The sequence below is a fragment of the Streptomyces sp. NPDC058579 genome (assembly GCF_042718575.1).
Classification (GTDB): domain Bacteria; phylum Actinomycetota; class Actinomycetes; order Streptomycetales; family Streptomycetaceae; genus Streptomyces.
Genome location: NZ_JBHXPI010000075.1, coordinates 1 through 16,385, shown reverse-complemented (window position 1 = coordinate 16,385; position 16,385 = coordinate 1). Strand labels below are relative to the sequence as shown.

At 72.4% G+C, this 16,385-nt stretch carries 15 protein-coding genes; 4 read left to right on the top strand and 11 right to left on the bottom strand.

Translation table 11 applies throughout. From position 1 onward, the window contains the following. Nucleotides 1-107: 107 nt before the first annotated feature. From ACFWRO_RS36505 to lipB, 4 genes are all read right to left on the bottom strand, one after another. Nucleotides 108-812 (bottom strand): DUF4191 domain-containing protein, encoded by a 705-nt coding sequence (locus ACFWRO_RS36505; RefSeq protein ID WP_384518831.1) that lies wholly within the window; start codon nt 810-812, stop codon nt 108-110. Nucleotides 813-822: 10 nt separating this feature from the next. After that, nucleotides 823-1,035 carry a hypothetical protein gene (locus tag ACFWRO_RS36500; RefSeq protein ID WP_384518828.1) on the bottom strand — a complete coding sequence of 71 codons (213 nt, stop codon included), beginning with the start codon at nt 1,033-1,035 and terminating at the stop codon, nt 823-825. 293 nt (nt 1,036-1,328) lie between these two features. Continuing rightward, nucleotides 1,329-2,297, bottom strand: coding sequence for a lipoyl synthase (lipA, locus tag ACFWRO_RS36495; protein WP_384518826.1), 969 nt, complete (start codon nt 2,295-2,297; stop codon nt 1,329-1,331). Nucleotides 2,298-2,415: 118 nt separating this feature from the next. Continuing rightward, nucleotides 2,416-3,252, bottom strand: coding sequence for a lipoyl(octanoyl) transferase LipB (gene lipB, locus ACFWRO_RS36490; RefSeq protein WP_384518823.1), 837 nt, complete (start codon nt 3,250-3,252; stop codon nt 2,416-2,418). Nucleotides 3,253-3,671: 419 nt separating this feature from the next. Between lipB and ACFWRO_RS36485 the strand changes: the two genes are divergently transcribed. Beyond that, nucleotides 3,672-5,150: a regulator gene (locus ACFWRO_RS36485; RefSeq protein WP_384518820.1), complete on the top strand. Its 1,479-nt coding sequence runs from the start codon at nt 3,672-3,674 to the stop codon at nt 5,148-5,150. 55 nt (nt 5,151-5,205) lie between these two features. On the opposite strand, the gene ACFWRO_RS36480 is transcribed toward ACFWRO_RS36485, so the two are convergent. Together ACFWRO_RS36480 and ACFWRO_RS36475 are read right to left on the bottom strand one after the other, a co-directional pair. Continuing rightward, complete coding sequence (locus ACFWRO_RS36480; RefSeq protein WP_384518817.1) at nt 5,206-6,573, bottom strand: NAD(P)/FAD-dependent oxidoreductase; 1,368 nt, start codon at nt 6,571-6,573, stop codon at nt 5,206-5,208. Between the two features lie 338 nt (nt 6,574-6,911). Beyond that, on the bottom strand, nt 6,912-7,808 hold the full coding sequence (locus ACFWRO_RS36475; RefSeq protein WP_384518815.1) for a TIGR01777 family oxidoreductase: 897 nt from the start codon (nt 7,806-7,808) through the stop codon (nt 6,912-6,914). 46 nt (nt 7,809-7,854) lie between these two features. On the opposite strand from ACFWRO_RS36475, the gene ACFWRO_RS36470 reads away from it, so the two are divergent. Then, nucleotides 7,855-8,358, top strand: a complete 504-nt coding sequence (locus tag ACFWRO_RS36470; RefSeq protein ID WP_384518813.1) for a GNAT family N-acetyltransferase — start codon at nt 7,855-7,857, stop codon at nt 8,356-8,358. A 41-nt stretch (nt 8,359-8,399) separates the two neighbouring features. On the opposite strand, the gene ACFWRO_RS36465 is transcribed toward ACFWRO_RS36470, so the two are convergent. After that, nucleotides 8,400-9,062, bottom strand: coding sequence for a TetR family transcriptional regulator (locus ACFWRO_RS36465; protein ID WP_384518810.1), 663 nt, complete (start codon nt 9,060-9,062; stop codon nt 8,400-8,402). 138 nt (nt 9,063-9,200) lie between these two features. Between ACFWRO_RS36465 and ACFWRO_RS36460 the strand changes: the two genes are divergently transcribed. After that, the gene (locus tag ACFWRO_RS36460; RefSeq protein WP_384518808.1) at nt 9,201-9,986 is read left to right on the top strand and encodes an SDR family NAD(P)-dependent oxidoreductase; all 786 of its coding nucleotides are present in this window, start codon (nt 9,201-9,203) and stop codon (nt 9,984-9,986) included. 72 nt (nt 9,987-10,058) lie between these two features. Here ACFWRO_RS36460 and ACFWRO_RS36455 read toward each other — a convergent pair whose 3' ends face one another. After that, the gene (locus ACFWRO_RS36455) at nt 10,059-10,586 is read right to left on the bottom strand and encodes a DUF4240 domain-containing protein (protein ID WP_384518834.1); all 528 of its coding nucleotides are present in this window, start codon (nt 10,584-10,586) and stop codon (nt 10,059-10,061) included. A 100-nt stretch (nt 10,587-10,686) separates the two neighbouring features. Between ACFWRO_RS36455 and ACFWRO_RS36450 the strand changes: the two genes are divergently transcribed. Beyond that, nucleotides 10,687-11,604: an SDR family oxidoreductase gene (locus tag ACFWRO_RS36450; protein WP_384518805.1), complete on the top strand. Its 918-nt coding sequence runs from the start codon at nt 10,687-10,689 to the stop codon at nt 11,602-11,604. A 27-nt stretch (nt 11,605-11,631) separates the two neighbouring features. On the opposite strand, the gene ACFWRO_RS36445 is transcribed toward ACFWRO_RS36450, so the two are convergent. The 3 genes from ACFWRO_RS36445 to ACFWRO_RS36435 all read right to left on the bottom strand — a co-directional run bounded on the left by ACFWRO_RS36445 (nt 11,632) and on the right by ACFWRO_RS36435 (nt 16,248). Next, a complete protein-coding gene (locus tag ACFWRO_RS36445; RefSeq protein WP_384518802.1) occupies nt 11,632-12,594 on the bottom strand; it encodes a helix-turn-helix transcriptional regulator in 963 nt (320 codons plus the stop codon). Between the two features lie 40 nt (nt 12,595-12,634). Beyond that, entirely contained in the window at nt 12,635-15,340 is a 2,706-nt protein-coding gene (aceE, locus tag ACFWRO_RS36440; RefSeq protein WP_384518799.1) for a pyruvate dehydrogenase (acetyl-transferring), homodimeric type, read from the bottom strand. A gap of 284 nt (nt 15,341-15,624) precedes the next feature. Further along, nucleotides 15,625-16,248: a GntR family transcriptional regulator gene (locus tag ACFWRO_RS36435; RefSeq protein ID WP_384518796.1), complete on the bottom strand. Its 624-nt coding sequence runs from the start codon at nt 16,246-16,248 to the stop codon at nt 15,625-15,627. Between the last annotated feature and the right edge of the window lie 137 nt (nt 16,249-16,385).

Here is a 16,385-nt window from a genome sequence, read left to right as displayed (position 1 = left end):
TGCCTTCGGGGCCGGGGGGTCATCGTTTTTATTAACCACACGCCCCCCGGCCCCCCCCCCCACCCGCCCCCCCCCGGCCCCCCCCTTCTTCGTCCTACGTCAGAGGGTCAGCGCATCTTTCCGCCGCGCGGCATCCGCATGCCCTTCGGCATCGGACCCTTCGGCAGCGGCATGTTGCTCATCAGGTCGCCCAGCGCCCGCAGCCGGTCGTTGGTCGCCGTCACCTGCGGGCCCGAGAGGACGCGCGGGAGCTTCAGCATGGTCGTACGGACCTTCTTGAGAGGCACCTGACCTTCGCCGTCGCCCACGATGATGTCGGTGACCGGCACGTCCACGACGATGCGGGCCATCTTCTTCTTCTCGGCCGCGAGCAGCGGCTTCAGCCGGTTCGGGTTGCCCTCGGCCACCAGCACGATGCCCGCCCGGCCGACCGCGCGGTGCACGACGTCCTGGCTCTTGTTCATCGCGATCGCCGGGGTCGTCGTCCACCCGCGCCCGACGTTCTGCAGCACCGCCGCGGCCGCGCCCGGCTGGCCCTCCATCTGCCCGAAGGCCGCGCGCTCGGCACGTCGTCCGAAGATGATCGCCATCGCGAGCAGCGCCAGGATGAAGCCCAGAATGCCCAGGTAGACCGGGTGACCGATCAGGAAGCCGATCGCGAGGAGGACACCGAGTACGACGATGCCCACGCCCGCGACGACAAGCCCGACCTTCGGGTCGGCCTTTCGGGTCATCTTGTACGTGAGGGCGATCTGCTTCAGTCGCCCCTGATTCGCAGCGTCGCCGCTGCCCGTGTTTGCCTTCCTCGCCATGTCCTGAAGTTTACGTGGCCCGGGAAGCGTGGCCAGCCACGGCCTCCATCACATCCTGGGCCTCGACCCGGTCCTTCGCCCGGCGGCGGTCCTCCAGGACCGACGTCCAGGCGTTGCGGCGGGCGGTCCGCTGGCCGCCGGCGAGCAGCAGCGCCTCGACGGCCCTCAGGGCGTCGGTGACGGACGGGATGGCGGTGGCACGGACGTGTGTCGCGGCCTGCATGACGAGGTCCTCCCTCAAGCGTGGATGAGATGAGGTGGGGGGTGGAGCGGAGTGTGGCGTTCCCGCGGTGGCGGTGAGTGAAGCCAGGCTCACAGACTGGTGTTACCAGTGCGTGACCCGGCGGTCAAACACTGATGAAACGTTGATGGGGCCATCTGTACGCCTCCGGAAACGCTGACGCGGCCCATACGAGCCCCCTGAGCTGGGGGGTCGTACGGGCCGCGTCGGTTCCGGCCACTACCTGCCGGTAACTACTTGTGCGCGAGTTCACACAGTGTGGAGGGGGTGGGAGATCAGACCGCCTGGGTCGCGTTGTCGACCTCGCCGCGCTTCTCGATCGCCTGTTGGTACAGCCGGCCCGCGCGGTACGAGGAGCGCACCAGCGGGCCCGACATCACACCGGAGAAGCCGATCTCGTCGGCCTCCTCCTTCAGCTCCACGAACTCCTGAGGCTTCACCCAGCGCTCCACGGGGTGGTGCCGGACCGTGGGACGCAGGTACTGCGTGATCGTGATCAGCTCGCAACCGGCCTCGTGCAGCTGCTGGAGCGCCTCGCTGATCTCCTCGCGGGTCTCGCCCATGCCGAGGATCAGGTTCGACTTCGTGACCAGACCGTAGTCACGGGCCCGCGTGATGACGTCCAGCGAGCGCTCGTAGCGGAAGCCGGGGCGGATCCGCTTGAAGATCCGGGGCACCGTCTCGACGTTGTGCGCGAAGACCTCGGGGCGCGAGGCGAAGACCTCGGCGAGGAGCTCAGGCACCGCGTTGAAGTCGGGGGCGAGCAGCTCGACCTTCGTACGGCCGTCGGCGCGGCCCGCCGTCTGCTCGTGGATCTGGCGCACGGTCTCCGCGTACAGCCAGGCGCCGCCGTCCTCCAGGTCGTCGCGCGCGACGCCGGTGATGGTGGCGTAGTTCAGGTCCATCGTGACGACCGACTCGCCGACGCGGCGGGGCTCGTCACGGTCCAGGGCCTCGGGCTTGCCCGTGTCGATCTGGCAGAAGTCGCAGCGCCTCGTGCACTGGTCGCCGCCGATGAGGAAGGTGGCCTCGCGGTCCTCCCAGCACTCGAAGATGTTGGGACAGCCCGCCTCCTGGCAGACCGTGTGCAGGCCCTCCTTCTTCACGAGGCCCTGCATCTTCGTGTACTCGGGTCCCATCTTCGCCCGGGTCTTGATCCACTCGGGCTTGCGCTCGATGGGGGTCTGGGCGTTACGGACCTCCAGGCGCAGCATCTTGCGTCCGTCGGGTGCGACTGCGGACACGACCGGCTCCCTGTAGCTTCGATTCTTCGGCGCACACCAGGGTACGCCCGTTGTTCATGCGGTTTTGTTTACGCTTGGCCAACCTGTGGCCAGGGCCCGTCATTCCCAGGGCGATTCCCTAGGCGGACGCGGGCACGGACGTGGACTCGTGTGCGGGGGCGGCGTCGGGCTCGGGGATCTCGCGCGCCTTCAGCTCCGCGTTCTCCAGGACCTCGGTGAGGTGCCTCTCGACCACCGGCAGGACGTCCTCGATCGTGATGTCCCGGCCCAGCTCGTTCGCGAGCGAGGCGACGCCCGCGTCGCGGATGCCGCACGGGATGATCCGGTCGAACCAGGTGTTGTCCGGGTTCACGTTCAGCGCGAAGCCGTGCATGGTGACGCCCTTGGCGACCCGGATGCCGATCGCCGCCAGCTTCCGGTCCTCGCGGCGCTGGCCGGCGTTGGACGGGGCGTACTCCGGACCGTTGAGGCGCGGGTCGAACTCGTCGTCCGTCAGCCGGGGGTCGAAGTCCAGGGAGAGCCCGCCCAGCGCGGGCCGCTGCTCGACCGGGTCGCCGAGCACCCACACGCCGCTGCGGCCCTCGATCCGGGTGGTCTCCAGGCCGAACTCGGCGGCCGTGCGGATCAGCGCCTCCTCCAGGCGGCGGACGTGCGCGACGACGTCCACCGGGCGGGGCAGCTTCATGATCGGGTAGCCGACGAGCTGGCCCGGGCCGTGCCAGGTGATCTTGCCGCCCCGGTCCACGTCCACGACCGGCGTCCCGTCGAGGGGGCGCTCGCTCTCCGCCGTGCGCCGGCCGGCCGTGTACACGGGCGGGTGCTCCAGGAGCAGGCACGTGTCCGGGACCTCGTCGGCGAACCGGGCCGCGTGCACCTCGCGCTGCTTGTCCCAGGCCACCTGGTACTCGACGGCGTCCTCGCCGAAGCCCAAGCGGACGAATCGCAGCTCACTCACGGCAATGCCTCCTCCTGGATGCCGTGGCCGGGTTCCGGGGATCGTCCCGGGCCGGTTCGGCACCATGCGTCATTCGCGCCCATGCCACTGTACGGCGGCGCCGCGCGACCCCGGCGGGCCGGTGCGGACGGACACCGAAGGGGCGACGGTCCGTGGTCGTTCCCCTTCCGTACGGCTACGGGCCGTGACGGCGTGTCCCGTCGGGAGAATCGGTTCGCCGCTCCGGGCCCGCCCTGGCGTCAGCCGGCGACGAACGAGGTGCCCACCGGTGGCAACCCTCCCTCCCGTTCCTCACACGATCGGATGAATGTGGGGCGAAGGTGGCGGTAACGGCGGTGAGGGCCGCTAAATTCGCGCCGTTCCAGGAGGGTCCACACGAGGTTCCACCCGGGCCCGGAAGGCAGGAGACCGCACAGCTGATGACGGAACGACCTCCGCAGCGCATCCCGAACCGCCAGCTCGCCGCGCTCATCGCGGAAGCCGGCTTCTCCAACGCGGGCCTGGCCAGACGGGTCGACCAGCTAGGCCTGGAGCACGGGCTCGACCTGCGGTACGACAAGACCTCCGTGACCCGCTGGCTGCGTGGCCAGCAGCCCCGGGGCACCACGCCCGCCCTCATCGCCGAGGTCTTCACCCGCCGCCTCGGCCGCCGCCTCTCCGCGCAGGATCTCGGTCTCGACGCCTGCGCGCCCGTCTACGCGGGCCTGGAGTTCGCCGCCTCGCCAGAGGAGGCGGTCGACATCGTCAGCGGCTTGTGGCGCAAGGACTCCGGCAGCCACGCCGAACTCCGCAAGATCGCGTTCACCCCGGCGGGCCTCGTCGTGCCCAGCCGGGACTGGCTGATCGGGCGCGCCGACGACCGGGTCGCGCGGGGCGAGCCACCGGCGCCGAACGGCCGGCTCGGCCCCGACGGCCGGCTCGCCCAGGACCCGCGCGTCCCGCCGCAGGGCCGGCTCTCCGTCCCCCGGCAGCGCGGTACGGACCGGGGGCCGGGGCAGCGGGTCTCCAGCGGGGACATCTCCGCCCTGCGCTCGGTCGGCGAGCTGTTCCGCACCCTCGACCACGCGTACGGCGGCGGCCACGCCCGTCAGGCGCTCGTGCGCTACCTGGAGCACGAGGCCGAGCCGATGCTGCGCGGCACGTACGGGGAGTCCGTCGGCCGCCGCCTGTTCGCCGCGGCCGCCGACCTGACGCGCCTGGCCGGCTGGACCTCGTACGACATCGCGGCGCACGGACTCGCCCAGCGGTACTTCGTCCAGGCGCTGCGGCTCGCGCAGGCGGCGGGGGACCGGGCGTACGGCTCGTACGTCCTGATCACCATGAGCCGGCAGGCCGTCTACCTCGGCCACGGGCGCGAGGCCGTGCAGCTGGCCCGGGTCGCCCAGCAGGGCGTCGGCTCGGCCGCCCCGCCCGTCGTCCAGGCCCTGCTGCACTCCGTGGAGGCGCGCGGGCACAGCGTGCTCGGCGAGGCGCGGGCGTGCGGGGCGGCGCTCGCCCGTGCCGAGCGCGCCCTTGAGGCGGCCAGGCCCGGGGACGACGTGCCGTTCTGGGCGCGCCCCTTCGACGAGGGGCAGCTCGCCGACGAGTTCGGCCACTGCCACCGCGACCTCCAGCAGTACCGCGCCGCCGCCCAGCACGCCGAACGCTCCCTCCAGCTCCGCGCCCCCGGCTTCGCCCGCAGCCGGCTGTTCTGCCGGGTGGTCCTCGCCTCCGCCCGCCTCGGCCTCGGCGAACTGGACCAGGCCTGCGCCCTCGGCGCGGAGGCGGCCCAGCAGGCCTCCGAGATGCGCTCGGCGCGCGCCCTGGAGTACGTCCGGGACTTCGAGCGCCGCCTGGAGCCGTACCGCGACGCGGCCGCGGTCCGTACCTACCGCGACCGCGTGGCGGCGATCGGCTGAGCCGCGTAGAGCGCGTACCCGTACCGGCACCCGTACCCGTACCCGTACGGACCCCTCAGGCCGCGACCTCCGCCGGGGCGCCCTGCGGGACGGGGATGCCCAGGTCCGTCAGGAGCGCGTGGGCCGCGCGGTGGGCCGAGGTGAGGGCGCCCTGCGGGGTGGCCGTGTCGCGGTGGTCGCCGCAGACGTAGAGACCGGCGAGGAGCCGGACCGGGCGGCGCGGGTCGTGCGGCGGGGGCATCGCCGGGATCGCGTCGGGCGTGTGGTGGAGCGCGAGCAGCTCCCACTCGTCCGTCGACGTCCCGTACAGCGTCGCGAGGTGCTTGCGCACCCGTCGCTCCATGTCGTCGGGCGGGGCGCCCAGGACCGTCGAGGTGACCAGCACCCGGCCGTCGGGCGCGCGTGAGGGGTCGACGGCGCTCATGACCGCCGAGTGCGCGACCGGGCCGCCCGGGTCGGACTCCAGGAGAAGGACCGGGTCCCGCGTAGGCGCCTCGGGGGCCGTGTGGTGCAGGACCGTCACCGCGTGGAAGGCGGGCAGCCGCAGCCCCGGCAGCAGCTCGGCCGCCGTCCGCGCGCCCGTCGCGAGGATCACCGAGCGGCAGCCGAACACCCCGTGCTCCGCCGTCCCGACCCGGTCGATCCCGACCTCCGTGACCCGCACCCCGGTCCGTACCGTGCCCTCCGGGAGCGCCGCCGCGAGCAGTTCGGGCAGCATCCCCGAGCCGCCCTCCGGCACGGACAACCGGCCCCGGGCGAAGGCGCGCAGCGCCAGGTCGGCGTACCGGCTGGACGTGCCCAGGTCGGGGTCGCCGAGCAGGGCCGCGACCAGGGGCCGCAGCACGCCCTGGACGGTACGGGCGGGCAGCCGGGCCGTCAGGGCCTCGCGCGCGGTCCGCTCCTGACGCGTCAGCAGGCGCTGTACGGGGGTCGCCGCGAGCCGTGCGAGGGACGCGCCGAGGCGCGCCTGGTCCAGCGAGGCCGCCGGATTCCGGGGGGCGCTCGCGAGGGCGCGCGCCACCGTGTACGCGCCCCCCACGCGCCAGGCGGCGTGCGGGGACCCCCACCCCCGGCTGTGCGGAGCGCGGCGGCGCGGGTGCGGGAACGGTTCGCCGATCCGCGCGTACCGGCCGTCGCTGTGCACCATCGCCCCCGGCGCGAACGGCCGCAGCGTCACCCCGGCGAGCCCCCGGGTCCGGAGCAGTTCCGCGTACGACGCCGTCAGCAGCGGCCCCACCCGGTCGAGCCGGAAGCCGTCGACGTCGTCGGTGACCAGCCGGCCGCCGACCCGGGGGCCGGCCTCCAGGACCGTGACACCGAGTCCGGCGCTGGTCAGCCGGTGCGCGGCCGCGAGCCCCGCGATCCCGGCCCCGACTATGACGACGTCCGTGACGACATCCGTTTGGCGTGCGGTACTGAGCACGTGCCCCTCCCCAGGTCGGCGCGGCTTGGTGGGAGGCCTATGCCCCCAACCGGCCCCCGGAATGCCCTCGTTCGCATTCAGGGCCTGCCAGCCTCGGACAGCCGCGCCCACCCGCGCCAGCGGCGCGCGCGGGGGTGCACGGAGCACGGGGTCGCACCGCAGGGCTCTAGGGCCTCTCGTTTGGATCATGCCGGGCTCGCGGGGCCTGGCACCGTGCCTCGCCGCGTTGTCGTCGGTTGCCAACGCTCCGCGTTGACGCCCTCCTCCGCCTTGCGATGCACGGCACCAGGCCCCGCTCCCTGATCCGGCCTGATCCAAACGAGAGGCCCTAGTCCGGATCAGGCCGCCGCGCGGATCGACTCGTCGATCGTCGGGAACGCGAACGAGAAACCCGACTCCAACAGGCGGCTCGGCAGCACCCGCTGACTGCCGATCACATCGGTCGCGAACTCCCCGAGCGCCAGGCGCAGCGCGGGCGCCGGGACGGCGAAGAGCGTCGGGCGGCGCAGGACCCGGCCCATCGCCGCCGTCACCTCCCGGTTGGTGACCGGCTCAGGGGCCGTCAGGTTCACCGGGCCGGACAGGGACTCGGTGTCGATCATGTGCCGCAGGGCGGCGACCTCGTCGTGCAGCGAGATGAAGCTCCAGTACTGCCGGCCGTCGCCGAGCCGCCCGCCGATCCCGGCGCGGAACACCGGGAAGAGCCGCCCCCACGCGCCGCCCTCCGCGGCCACCACGAGGCCCGTGCGGGCGTACGCGACCCGGATGCCGGCCTCCTCGGCCGGGGCTCCCTCCGCCTCCCACTCCACGCACACCGAGGGCAGGAAGCCCTCGCCCGCCGGCGCGCTCTCGTCCACGGCGCGCGAGCCCGTGTCGCCGTAGTAGCCCAGCGCCGTGCCGCACACCAGGACCTTCGGCGGCTCGGCGAGGGAGGCGAGGGCCTGCGAGATCGCCCGCGTACCGAGCACGCGGCTGTCGCGGATCTCCTTCTTGTACGCCTCGCTCCAGCGGCGCTCGCCGACACCCGCGCCCGCCAGGTGCACGACCGCGTCGACACCGACGAGCCCGGCCACGTCCACGTACAGCCGCGCGGGGTCCCACTCGACCTCGTCGGCGGTCCGGGCGGGACGGCGGACGAGACGGGAGACCTGGTGGCCGTCGGCGCGCAGGGAGCGCACCAGGGCCGAGCCGATGAGTCCGGAGGCGCCGGTGACGGCGATGCGGGAGCGTTCCATGCGCCCATCCTGCCCTTCCGGGCCCTCGCGTGGCACAGTGGCCGCCATGATCACGCCGGAGACGCGCATACGCCTGGCCGTTCCCGCCGACGAGGACGCCCTCGGGGAGCTCGACCGGTCCACCTGGTCGCCGCTGCACGCGGTGCAGCCCGCCCCCGAACCCCCGTACCGCCCGTTCTTCGACGAGCGGCACCGGCCCGAGGACTACCTGGTGGCGGAGGACGGCACCGGGGTGGTCGTCGGCTATCTGCGGCTCGTTCCCGCCACCTCGCTCGCCTGCAACCGGCACGTCCGCCAGATCCAGGGGCTCGCCGTGGCCGAGAGCGTGCGGGGCCGGGGCGTGGCCCGCGCGCTCCTGCGCGCCGCGATGGCCGAGGCCCGGCGCCAGGGCGCCCGGCGGATCACCCTGCGCGTCCTCGGCCACAACGCCCCGGCCCGCGCGCTCTACGCGTCCGAGGGCTTCGCCGTCGAGGGCGTCCTGCCCGGCGAGTTCTTCCTGGACGGCGCGTACGTGGACGACGTCCTGATGGGCCGCTCGCTCACGCCGTAGCGGCTAGGGCCTCTCGTTTGGATCAGGCCGGGCTCGCGGGCCTAGGTGCCGGGCGGTGTCAACGGCCCCATCCCGCCCATGAGTTCGCGCAGGCAGCGCACCGCCAGTTCGGCCGGGGCGCCCTTGCCGCGGACCGGGGCGTCCGTCTCCGCCCAGGCTTCCAGGGCCACCCGGATCGCGTCCGTGGCCGCCGCCGCCGCGAGCCGTACCTCCAGCGGGTCCGCGTCGGGGCCCGCGAGCTCGGCCACCACGGCGAGCAGCTTCTCCTCCGACTCCTGGTTGACCCGGTACCAGACAGCCCGCAGCGCCGGGTCCTCGGTCGCAGCCCGCAGCAGCCCGCGCGTCCAGCGCAGCCCCTCGGCGGCCTCCTCGTCGGCCCCCGCGAGCGCCTCGGCGATCGACCGTTCGAGGGCGGCCGGCACGGTCGACCCGGGCTCCGCCGCCGCGAGCGACTCCCGCCAGCGGTCCGCGCCGCCCGCGAGGAGCGGGGCGACGGCGTCCTGCTTGGAGCGGAAGTAGCGGTAGAAGGTGCGCAGCGCGACCCCGGCGCGCAGCGCGATGTCCTCGGCCGTCGTGCCGTCAGGGCCGCGCTCGGTGAAGAGCTCGGCGGCGGCGCGCGCGATGTCGAGCTGGGTGGCCGCCTTGCGGCGCTCGGTCAGGGAAGCGGACCTGGTGGTGGGCCTGGCGGCGGGCTGGGTGCTCACCGTACGAGGGTACGCCCCACCTCTGCCGACCTTGCATTTCATGCAACTGTGGCAAAACGTGCCACCTAGGCGTACGGTGTGCTCTGCATCAAGACATCAGGGCATCGAGAAGCTCGCCATCGAGAGGTCGGACAGGACATGAACCGCTACGAAGGACGCCGCGCACTGGTCACCGGTGGCGGCTCCGGCATCGGCCAGGCCACCGTGCTGCGCATGCTCGCCGAGGGCGGTCGCGTCGTCGCCGCCGACATCAGCGAGGACGGCCTCAAGGACACCGTCGCCAAGGCCGGCGCCGCCGCCGACCGGCTCACCACGGTCGTCGTGAACGTCGCCGACGAGGCCTCCGTGCGCGAGGGCGTCGCCGCCGCCGTCACGGCCCTCGGTGGCCTGGACGTGCTGGTCAACGCGGCCGGAATCCTGCGCTCCTCGCACACCCACGAGACCACCCTCGACTCCTTCGAGCAGGTCGTCCGGATCAACCTGACCGGCACCTTCCTGATGATCCGCGAGGCGATCCCGTCCCTCATCGAGGGTGACGGCTCCGCCGTCGTGAACTTCTCCTCCACCTCGGCGCAGTTCGCCCACCCGTACATGGCCGCCTACGCGGCCAGCAAGGGCGGCATCCAGTCCATGACGCACGCGCTCGCCGCCGAGTACGCCAAGCAGGGCATCCGCTTCACCGCCGTCCAGCCCGGCTCCATCTCCTCCGGCATGACCGACGGCACCGGAGCCAGCCGGCAGAGCGTCGGCCCCGGCCTGCCCGAGGACGCCGACCTGTCCCTCTTCATGAAGCTCGCCCCCGCCCTCGGCCAGGGCTTCGCCGGTCCGGAGACCGTCGCCGGCGTCGTCGCGATGCTGGCGAGCGAGGACGGCAGGTTCATCACCGGCACCGAGGTCCGCATCGACGGCGGCACGCACTTCTGAGGCGCCCAAGACCGGTACGGACCCGGGGTGGGACGGCCCCCGGGTCCGTACCTCTTACGCCCGTACGGAGCCTCAGCCCGCCAGCGCGCCGAAGCGTTCCCACAGGCGCGGGTAGCGCGCCGCGAGCGCCGCGTCGTCCGCCAGGTCGAAGGCCACGCCCTCCGGCTCCGCCGGCTGCGGCGGAATCCCCAGGTCGGGCGCCTCGGCCCCGGTGAGCTGCTCGTACGCCTCGTCCGCGGCGAACCCCAGCTCCTCGCCGTCCCCGTCGATCTCCTCGTCGAAGTCGTCGAGCAGCTCGGCGAGGGCGTCCGGATCGTGCACCGCGCCCTCGAAGACCTCCCTGCCCTGGCCGATCAGCCAGCAGCGGAAGTAGTCGAAGGCGTCGTCGCCCGCCCCGTCGAGCAGTACCGCCGCCGCGCCCCACAGATCCCAGCGGTACGCGCGGTTGTAGCGGGCCTCGAAATGGCGGGCGAAGTCCAGCACGGAGTCGGGGTCGAGCTGCAGCAGCCGCTCGACGAGCAGGTCGGCGTGTTCCTCGGGATCGCCCTCGGCGGCCTCTCGGGTCGAGTCGATGATCTCCCAGAACTCCGTTTCGTCCATCACGGCATCCAGCATCGACCGTGGGGGAGGGCGGCGCACCCGGAAACAGCCAAAATCAAATCGGACAGGAGATGTCGTACTTTCCTGTCACGCTCCTTCCATGGAGACCACAACGAAGCCGCTGAGCGGCAGGATCGCACTGGTCGCGGGCGCCACACGGGGCGCGGGACGGGCCATCGCCGTACAGCTGGGCGCGGCCGGCGCCACCGTCTACGTGACCGGGCGCACCACCCGGGAGAGGGTCAGTGAGGTCGGGCGTGCGACCGAGACGATCGAGGAGACGGCCGAGCTGGTGACGGCGGCCGGCGGCGAGGGCGTCGCGGTGCCGACCGACCACCTGGAGATCGACCAGGTCGAGGCGCTGGTCGCGCGCATCGACGAGGAGCGGGGCCGGCTCGACGTCCTCGTCAACGACGTGTGGGGCGGGGAGCACCTGCTCAAGTTCGGCAAGAAGATCTGGGAGACCGATCTGACCGACGGGCTGCGGATGATGGAGCTCGGCGTGCGCACGCACGCGATCACCTCCCGCCTCGCGCTGCCGCTGCTGATCCGCCACCCGGGCGGACTCGTCGTCGAGATGACGGACGGCACCGCCGAATGGAACACGCGGTTCCGGGAGAACTTCTTCTACGACCTCACCAAGAACGCCCCGATCCGGATGGCCTTCGCGCTCGCCCACGACCTGAAGGACGTCGACGCCACCGCGGTCTGCCTCACGCCCGGCTGGCTGCGCTCCGAGCAGATGCTGGCGGCCTTCGGCGTGACCGAGGAGAACTGGCGGGACGCCATCGAGAAGATCCCCGGCTTCGAGATCGCCGAGTCCCCGGCCTACGTCGGCCGCGCCGTCGCCGCCCTGGCCGCCGACCCCGACCGGGCCCGCTGGACCGGCCGGTCGCTCTCCAGCGGCCAACTGGCCAAGGTGTACGGCTTCACGGACGAGGACGGCTCCCAGCCGGACGCCTGGGGCTACATGCTCGCCGGCGAGACGGGCACGCCGGACGTGGCCGACTACCGCTGACGGCGGCCGATCACCGCCGACGGACGCCTACCGGTAGAGCGCCGACAGGCCCTCCGCCGCCCCCACGAAACGGGCCCGGAGGGACTCCGGGCCGAGCACCTCCGCCTCCGCGCCGAGCGCGAGCAGCTGGCTGAAGGCGACCTCCTCGTCCTCCACGAGGAGCGTCGCCGTCGTCCGGCCCGCCTCGTCCTCCGTACCGCCCGCCAGGGCCTCCTCGGCCGCCGCGCGGTCCGTCACGTACGGGAGGCGGCGCGCGCCCGCCTCGGAGAGCCGCAGCACGACCTCGGCGCGCAGGATCGAGCGGGCGAACTCCGCCGCGCGCTCCGCCCAGAACGCGGACAGGTCGAACTCCTCGTCCCGTACGAACCGTTCATCGGTGAGCGCGACCGCCGTGAAGCGGTCCACCCGGTACGTACGCAGGGCCGTACCCGAACGCGCGCACAGGTACCAGACGCCCGCCTTCAGCACGAGGCCGTACGGAGCGAGGTCACGGTCCACCTCGCCGTCCCCGCGGCGGTAGCGGGCGGAGAGCATCCGGTCGTCCCAGACCGCCTCCGCGATCGGCGGCAGCAGGTCCGGGGTCTCCGGCTCCTGGTACCAGCCGGGAGCGTCGAGCAGGAAGCGCCGCGCCGCCGACTCCGGGGCGTCGCGCAGCGAGGGCAGCAGCGCTGCCGAGACCTTCAGCCGGGCCGCCGAGGCCGCGTCCTGAAGGCCCATGTCCCGCAGCGCGCCCGGCAGTCCGGACAGGAACAGCGCCTCGGCCTCACCGCGCGCGAGACCCGTGAGCCGTGTGCGGTACCCGCCGATCAGCCGGTACCCGCCGGCCCTGCCCCGGTCCGCGTACACCGGAACCCCCGCCTCCGAGAGGGCGAGGGCATCGCGGGTGATCGTCCTCTCGGACACCTCCAGCTCCTCCGCCAGCTCGGCCGCCGTCATCGAGGGCCGGGACTGGAGGAGCAGGACCATCTTGATAAGCCGGGCGGCACGCATGAATCCATCATGCGTGCCGCCACTGACAAACCCGGGGCCCTTACAGGCCGTAGCGCTCGCGCGCCTCCTTCACGGCCGAGGCCTGGACCTCGCCGCGACGGGCGAGCTGGGCCAGGGCCGCGACGACGATCGACTGCGCGTCGACACCGAAGTGGCGGCGGGCCGCGTCACGGGTGTCGGACAGACCGAAGCCGTCCGCACCGAGCGAGGACCAGTCCTGCTCGACCCATTGCGCGATCTGGTCCGGGACCTGACGCATGTAGTCGGAGACGGCCAGGACCGGCGAGTCCACGCCCTCCAGCGCCTTGCGGACGTACGGCACCTGCTCCTCGCCACGCAGCAGCGCCGCGTCGGCCTCGAGCGCGTCGCGCCGCAGCTCCGTCCAGGAGGTCGCGGACCACACGTCGGCGCCCACGCCCCACTCGGCGGCGAGCAGCTTCTGCGCCTCCAGGGCCCAGTGGATGGCCGTACCGGAGGAGAGCAGCTGGATCCGCGAGGCGTTCGCCGGGAGGTCCAGGCCGGCCGACTCCGCCGTGTTGAAGCGGTACAGGCCCTTGATGATGCCCTCGTCGACCCCGGCCGGCTTGGCCGGCTGCGGCATCGGCTCGTTGTAGACCGTGAGGTAGTAGAAGACGTTCTGGTCCTCGCCCTCGGCGGCCTCGCCGTACATCCGGCGCAGACCCTCCTTGACGATCGCCGCGACCTCGTAGGCGAACGCCGGGTCGTACGTCAGGGCGGCCGGGTTGGTGGCCGCGATGACGGGGGAGTGCCCGTCGGCGTGCTGGAGGCCCTCACCGGTCAGCGTCGTACGACCGGCGGTCGCGCCGACGAGGAAGCCGCGGCCGAGCTGGTCGCCGAGCTGCCACATCTGGTCGGCGGTGCGCTGCCAGCCGAACATCGAGTAGAAGATGTAGAACGGGATCATCGCCTCACCGTGCGTGGAGTACGCGGTGGAAGCGGCGATGAAGTCGGCCATCGAACCGGCCTCGGTGATCCCCTCGTTGAGGATCTGGCCGTTGACGGCCTCCTTGTAGTACATCAGCTGGTCACGGTCGACCGGCTCGTACGTCTGGCCCTTCGGCGAGTAGATGCCGAGCGACGGGAACAGCGACTCCATACCGAAGGTACGGGCCTCGTCCGGGACGATCGGGACCCAGCGCTTGCCGGTCTCCTTGTCGCGGACCAGGTCCTTCACCAGCCGTACGAAGGCCATCGTCGTCGCGATCGACTGCGAGCCGGAGCCCTTGTCGAAGGCGGCGAAGGCCTTCTCGGCCGGGGCAGGCAGCGGGGCGAGCGGCTGCACGCGGCGGGCGGGGGCCGGGCCGCCGAGCGCCGCGCGGCGCTCCTGGAGGTAGCGGACCTCGGCGGAGTCGGCGCCGGGGTGGCCGTAGGGCACCACGCCGTCGACGAACTGCGCGTCGGAGATCGGCAGGTCGAGCAGGTCACGCATGGCCTTGAACTCGTCCGTGCTGAGCTTCTTCATCTGGTGGTTCGCGTTCTTCGACGCGAAGCCCTCACCGAGGGTGAAGCCCTTGACGGTCTGAGCCAGGACGACGGTCGGCGCGCCCTTGTGGGACAGGGCTGCCTTGTACGCGGCGTACACCTTGCGCGGCTCGTGGCCACCGCGGGAGAGGTGGAAGCACTCCAGGATCTTGTCGTCGCTCAGCAGCTGCGCCATCGCGACGAGCGCGGGGTCGGAGCCGAAGAAGTCCTGGCGGATGTAGGCGGCGTCGCGGGTCTGGTACGTCTGGACCTGCGCGTCCGGGACCTCGCGGAGGCGGCGGACGAGGGCGCCGTTGGTGTCGAGCGCGAAGAGCTCGTCCCAGGCGTTGCCCCACATCGACTTCACGACGTTCCAGCCGGCGCCGCGGAACTGGGCCTCCAGCTCCTGCACGATCTTGAAGTTGGCGCGGACCGGGCCGTCGAGGCGCTGCAGGTTGCAGTTGATGACGAAGGTCAGGTTGTCCAGACCCTCGCGGGCGGCGAGTGCGAGGGCCGCCGTCGACTCGGGCTCGTCCATCTCGCCGTCGCCGAGGAACGCCCACACGTGCGAGGACGAGACGTCCTTGATGCCGCGGTTGGTGAGATAGCGGTTGAAGCGCGCCTGGTAGATGGCGGAGAGCGGACCGAGCCCCATGGAGACGGTCGGGAACTCCCAGAGCCAGGGCAGGCGGCGCGGGTGCGGGTAGGAGGGCAGACCGTTGCCGCCGGACTCCTGCCGGAAGTTGTCGAGGTGCGCCTCGGTGAGGCGGCCGTCGAGGAAGGCGCGGGCGTAGATGCCGGGGGAGGCGTGGCCCTGGATGTAGAGCTGGTCGCCGGAACCGGCGGCGTCGCCGGACTCCTTGCCCTTGAAGAAGTGGTTGAAGCCGGTCTCGTAGAGCCAGGCCGCGGAGGCGAAGGTGGCGATGTGGCCGCCGACGCCGTGCTTGGCGCCGCGGGTCACCATGGCGGCCGCGTTCCAGCGGTTCCAGGCGGTGATCCTGCGCTCCATCTCCTCGTCGCCGTCGATGGCCGGCTCGGCGGAGGTGGGGATGGTGTTGACGTAGTCCGTCTCCAGCAGCTTGGGCAGGGCGAGGCCCGCGCCCTCGGCGTGCTGGAGCGTGCGGCGCATCAGGTAGGCGGCCCGGTGAGGGCCGGCGGCCTTGGTGACGGCATCCAGGGAGGCCGCCCACTCGGCGGTCTCCTCGGTGTCACGGTCCGGGAGCTGGTCGAGCTCGCTCGGAATCTTGCCTACGGGATCGGTCATGATCGCCGCCTTCCGGACAGATGGGGGTGGAGAAGGGGTGCCTTGTCTGGCAGGACAGGGCGAAGGGCCGGGTAACGGCCCGCCGAAGACTGTAAGCCGCCGATCGATGATCGATCAAAGTCTGGAAGGGAAAAACTTCACCGGAACCCCAAAGTCGGCACAGGGTGCCGCGAAAACGGGCACCGGGTGCCTTGTTTTCGCAGGTGAGGGAGCGGATGAGAGGGCACTCGCACGAATGAGCGGGCCCCGGTGCGGGGCCCGCTCATCGGTGTACGGGGGTGATTTCAGGCCCTTGGGGCGCAGCCCAGGACGTGGGCTTTTACCAGGGTGCCGATCTGGGGGTCGCCGCGGCGGAAGGCTTCCACAAGCTCCTGGTGCTCCTCCGCGTACGACTTCTGGACCGTGCCGAGCCAGCGGATCGAGAGCGCCGTGAAGACCTCGATGCCCAGGCCCTCCCAGGTGTGCAGCAGCACGCTGTTCCCGGCCGCCTTCACCAGCTCCCGGTGGAAGCCCACCGTGTGCCGCACCTGCGCCGTGCCGTCGGCCGCCCGGTCCGCCTCGTACAGGGCCGCCACGTGCGGCTCCAGGGCCGAGCAGTCGGCCGCGAGCCGGTGCGCCGCCAGCTCCGCCGCGATCTGCTCCAGGCCCGCCCGGACCGGGTAGCTCTCCTCCAGGTCGGCCGCCGTCAGGTTCCGTACCCGTACACCCTTGTTGGGGGACGACTCGATCAGCCGCAGCGACTCCAGCTCACGCAGCGCCTCGCGCACCGGGGTCTGGCTGACCTCCAGCTCGGTCGCGATCCGGCGCTCCACGATCCGCTCACCCGGCTTCCAGCGCCCGCTGACGATGCCCTCCACGATGTGCTCGCGGATCTGTTCGCGCAGCGAGTGGACGACGGGGACGCTCATGAAGCCCCTCCTTAAGGGACGCGTTGACACTCAAGACAATACGGCGGCGCCCCCCCCCCGGAAAAATTCCGGGGGGGGGGGGCCGCCCGGAGGCGGTGTGAGTATACAAGCCGGCCGCCACCGCCCCGTGAGAGACG

Bases quoted from the DNA above. Each gene is read 5' to 3' on its own strand.
- ACFWRO_RS36475 (WP_384518815.1), bottom strand. From the start codon at position 7,808: ATGGAACGCTCCCGCATCGCCGTCACCGGCGCCTCCGGACTCATCGGC.
- ACFWRO_RS36500 (WP_384518828.1), bottom strand. From the start codon at position 1,035: ATGCAGGCCGCGACACACGTCCGTGCCACCGCCATCCCGTCCGTCACC.
- ACFWRO_RS36505 (WP_384518831.1), bottom strand. From the start codon at position 812: ATGGCGAGGAAGGCAAACACGGGCAGCGGCGACGCTGCGAATCAGGGG.
- ACFWRO_RS36435 (WP_384518796.1), bottom strand. From the start codon at position 16,248: ATGAGCGTCCCCGTCGTCCACTCGCTGCGCGAACAGATCCGCGAGCAC.
- ACFWRO_RS36445 (WP_384518802.1), bottom strand. From the start codon at position 12,594: ATGCGTGCCGCCCGGCTTATCAAGATGGTCCTGCTCCTCCAGTCCCGG.
- aceE (WP_384518799.1), bottom strand. From the start codon at position 15,340: ATGACCGATCCCGTAGGCAAGATTCCGAGCGAGCTCGACCAGCTCCCG.
- ACFWRO_RS36460 (WP_384518808.1), top strand. From the start codon at position 9,201: ATGAACCGCTACGAAGGACGCCGCGCACTGGTCACCGGTGGCGGCTCC.
- ACFWRO_RS36485 (WP_384518820.1), top strand. From the start codon at position 3,672: ATGACGGAACGACCTCCGCAGCGCATCCCGAACCGCCAGCTCGCCGCG.
- ACFWRO_RS36455 (WP_384518834.1), bottom strand. From the start codon at position 10,586: ATGGACGAAACGGAGTTCTGGGAGATCATCGACTCGACCCGAGAGGCC.
- ACFWRO_RS36450 (WP_384518805.1), top strand. From the start codon at position 10,687: ATGGAGACCACAACGAAGCCGCTGAGCGGCAGGATCGCACTGGTCGCG.
- ACFWRO_RS36470 (WP_384518813.1), top strand. From the start codon at position 7,855: ATGATCACGCCGGAGACGCGCATACGCCTGGCCGTTCCCGCCGACGAG.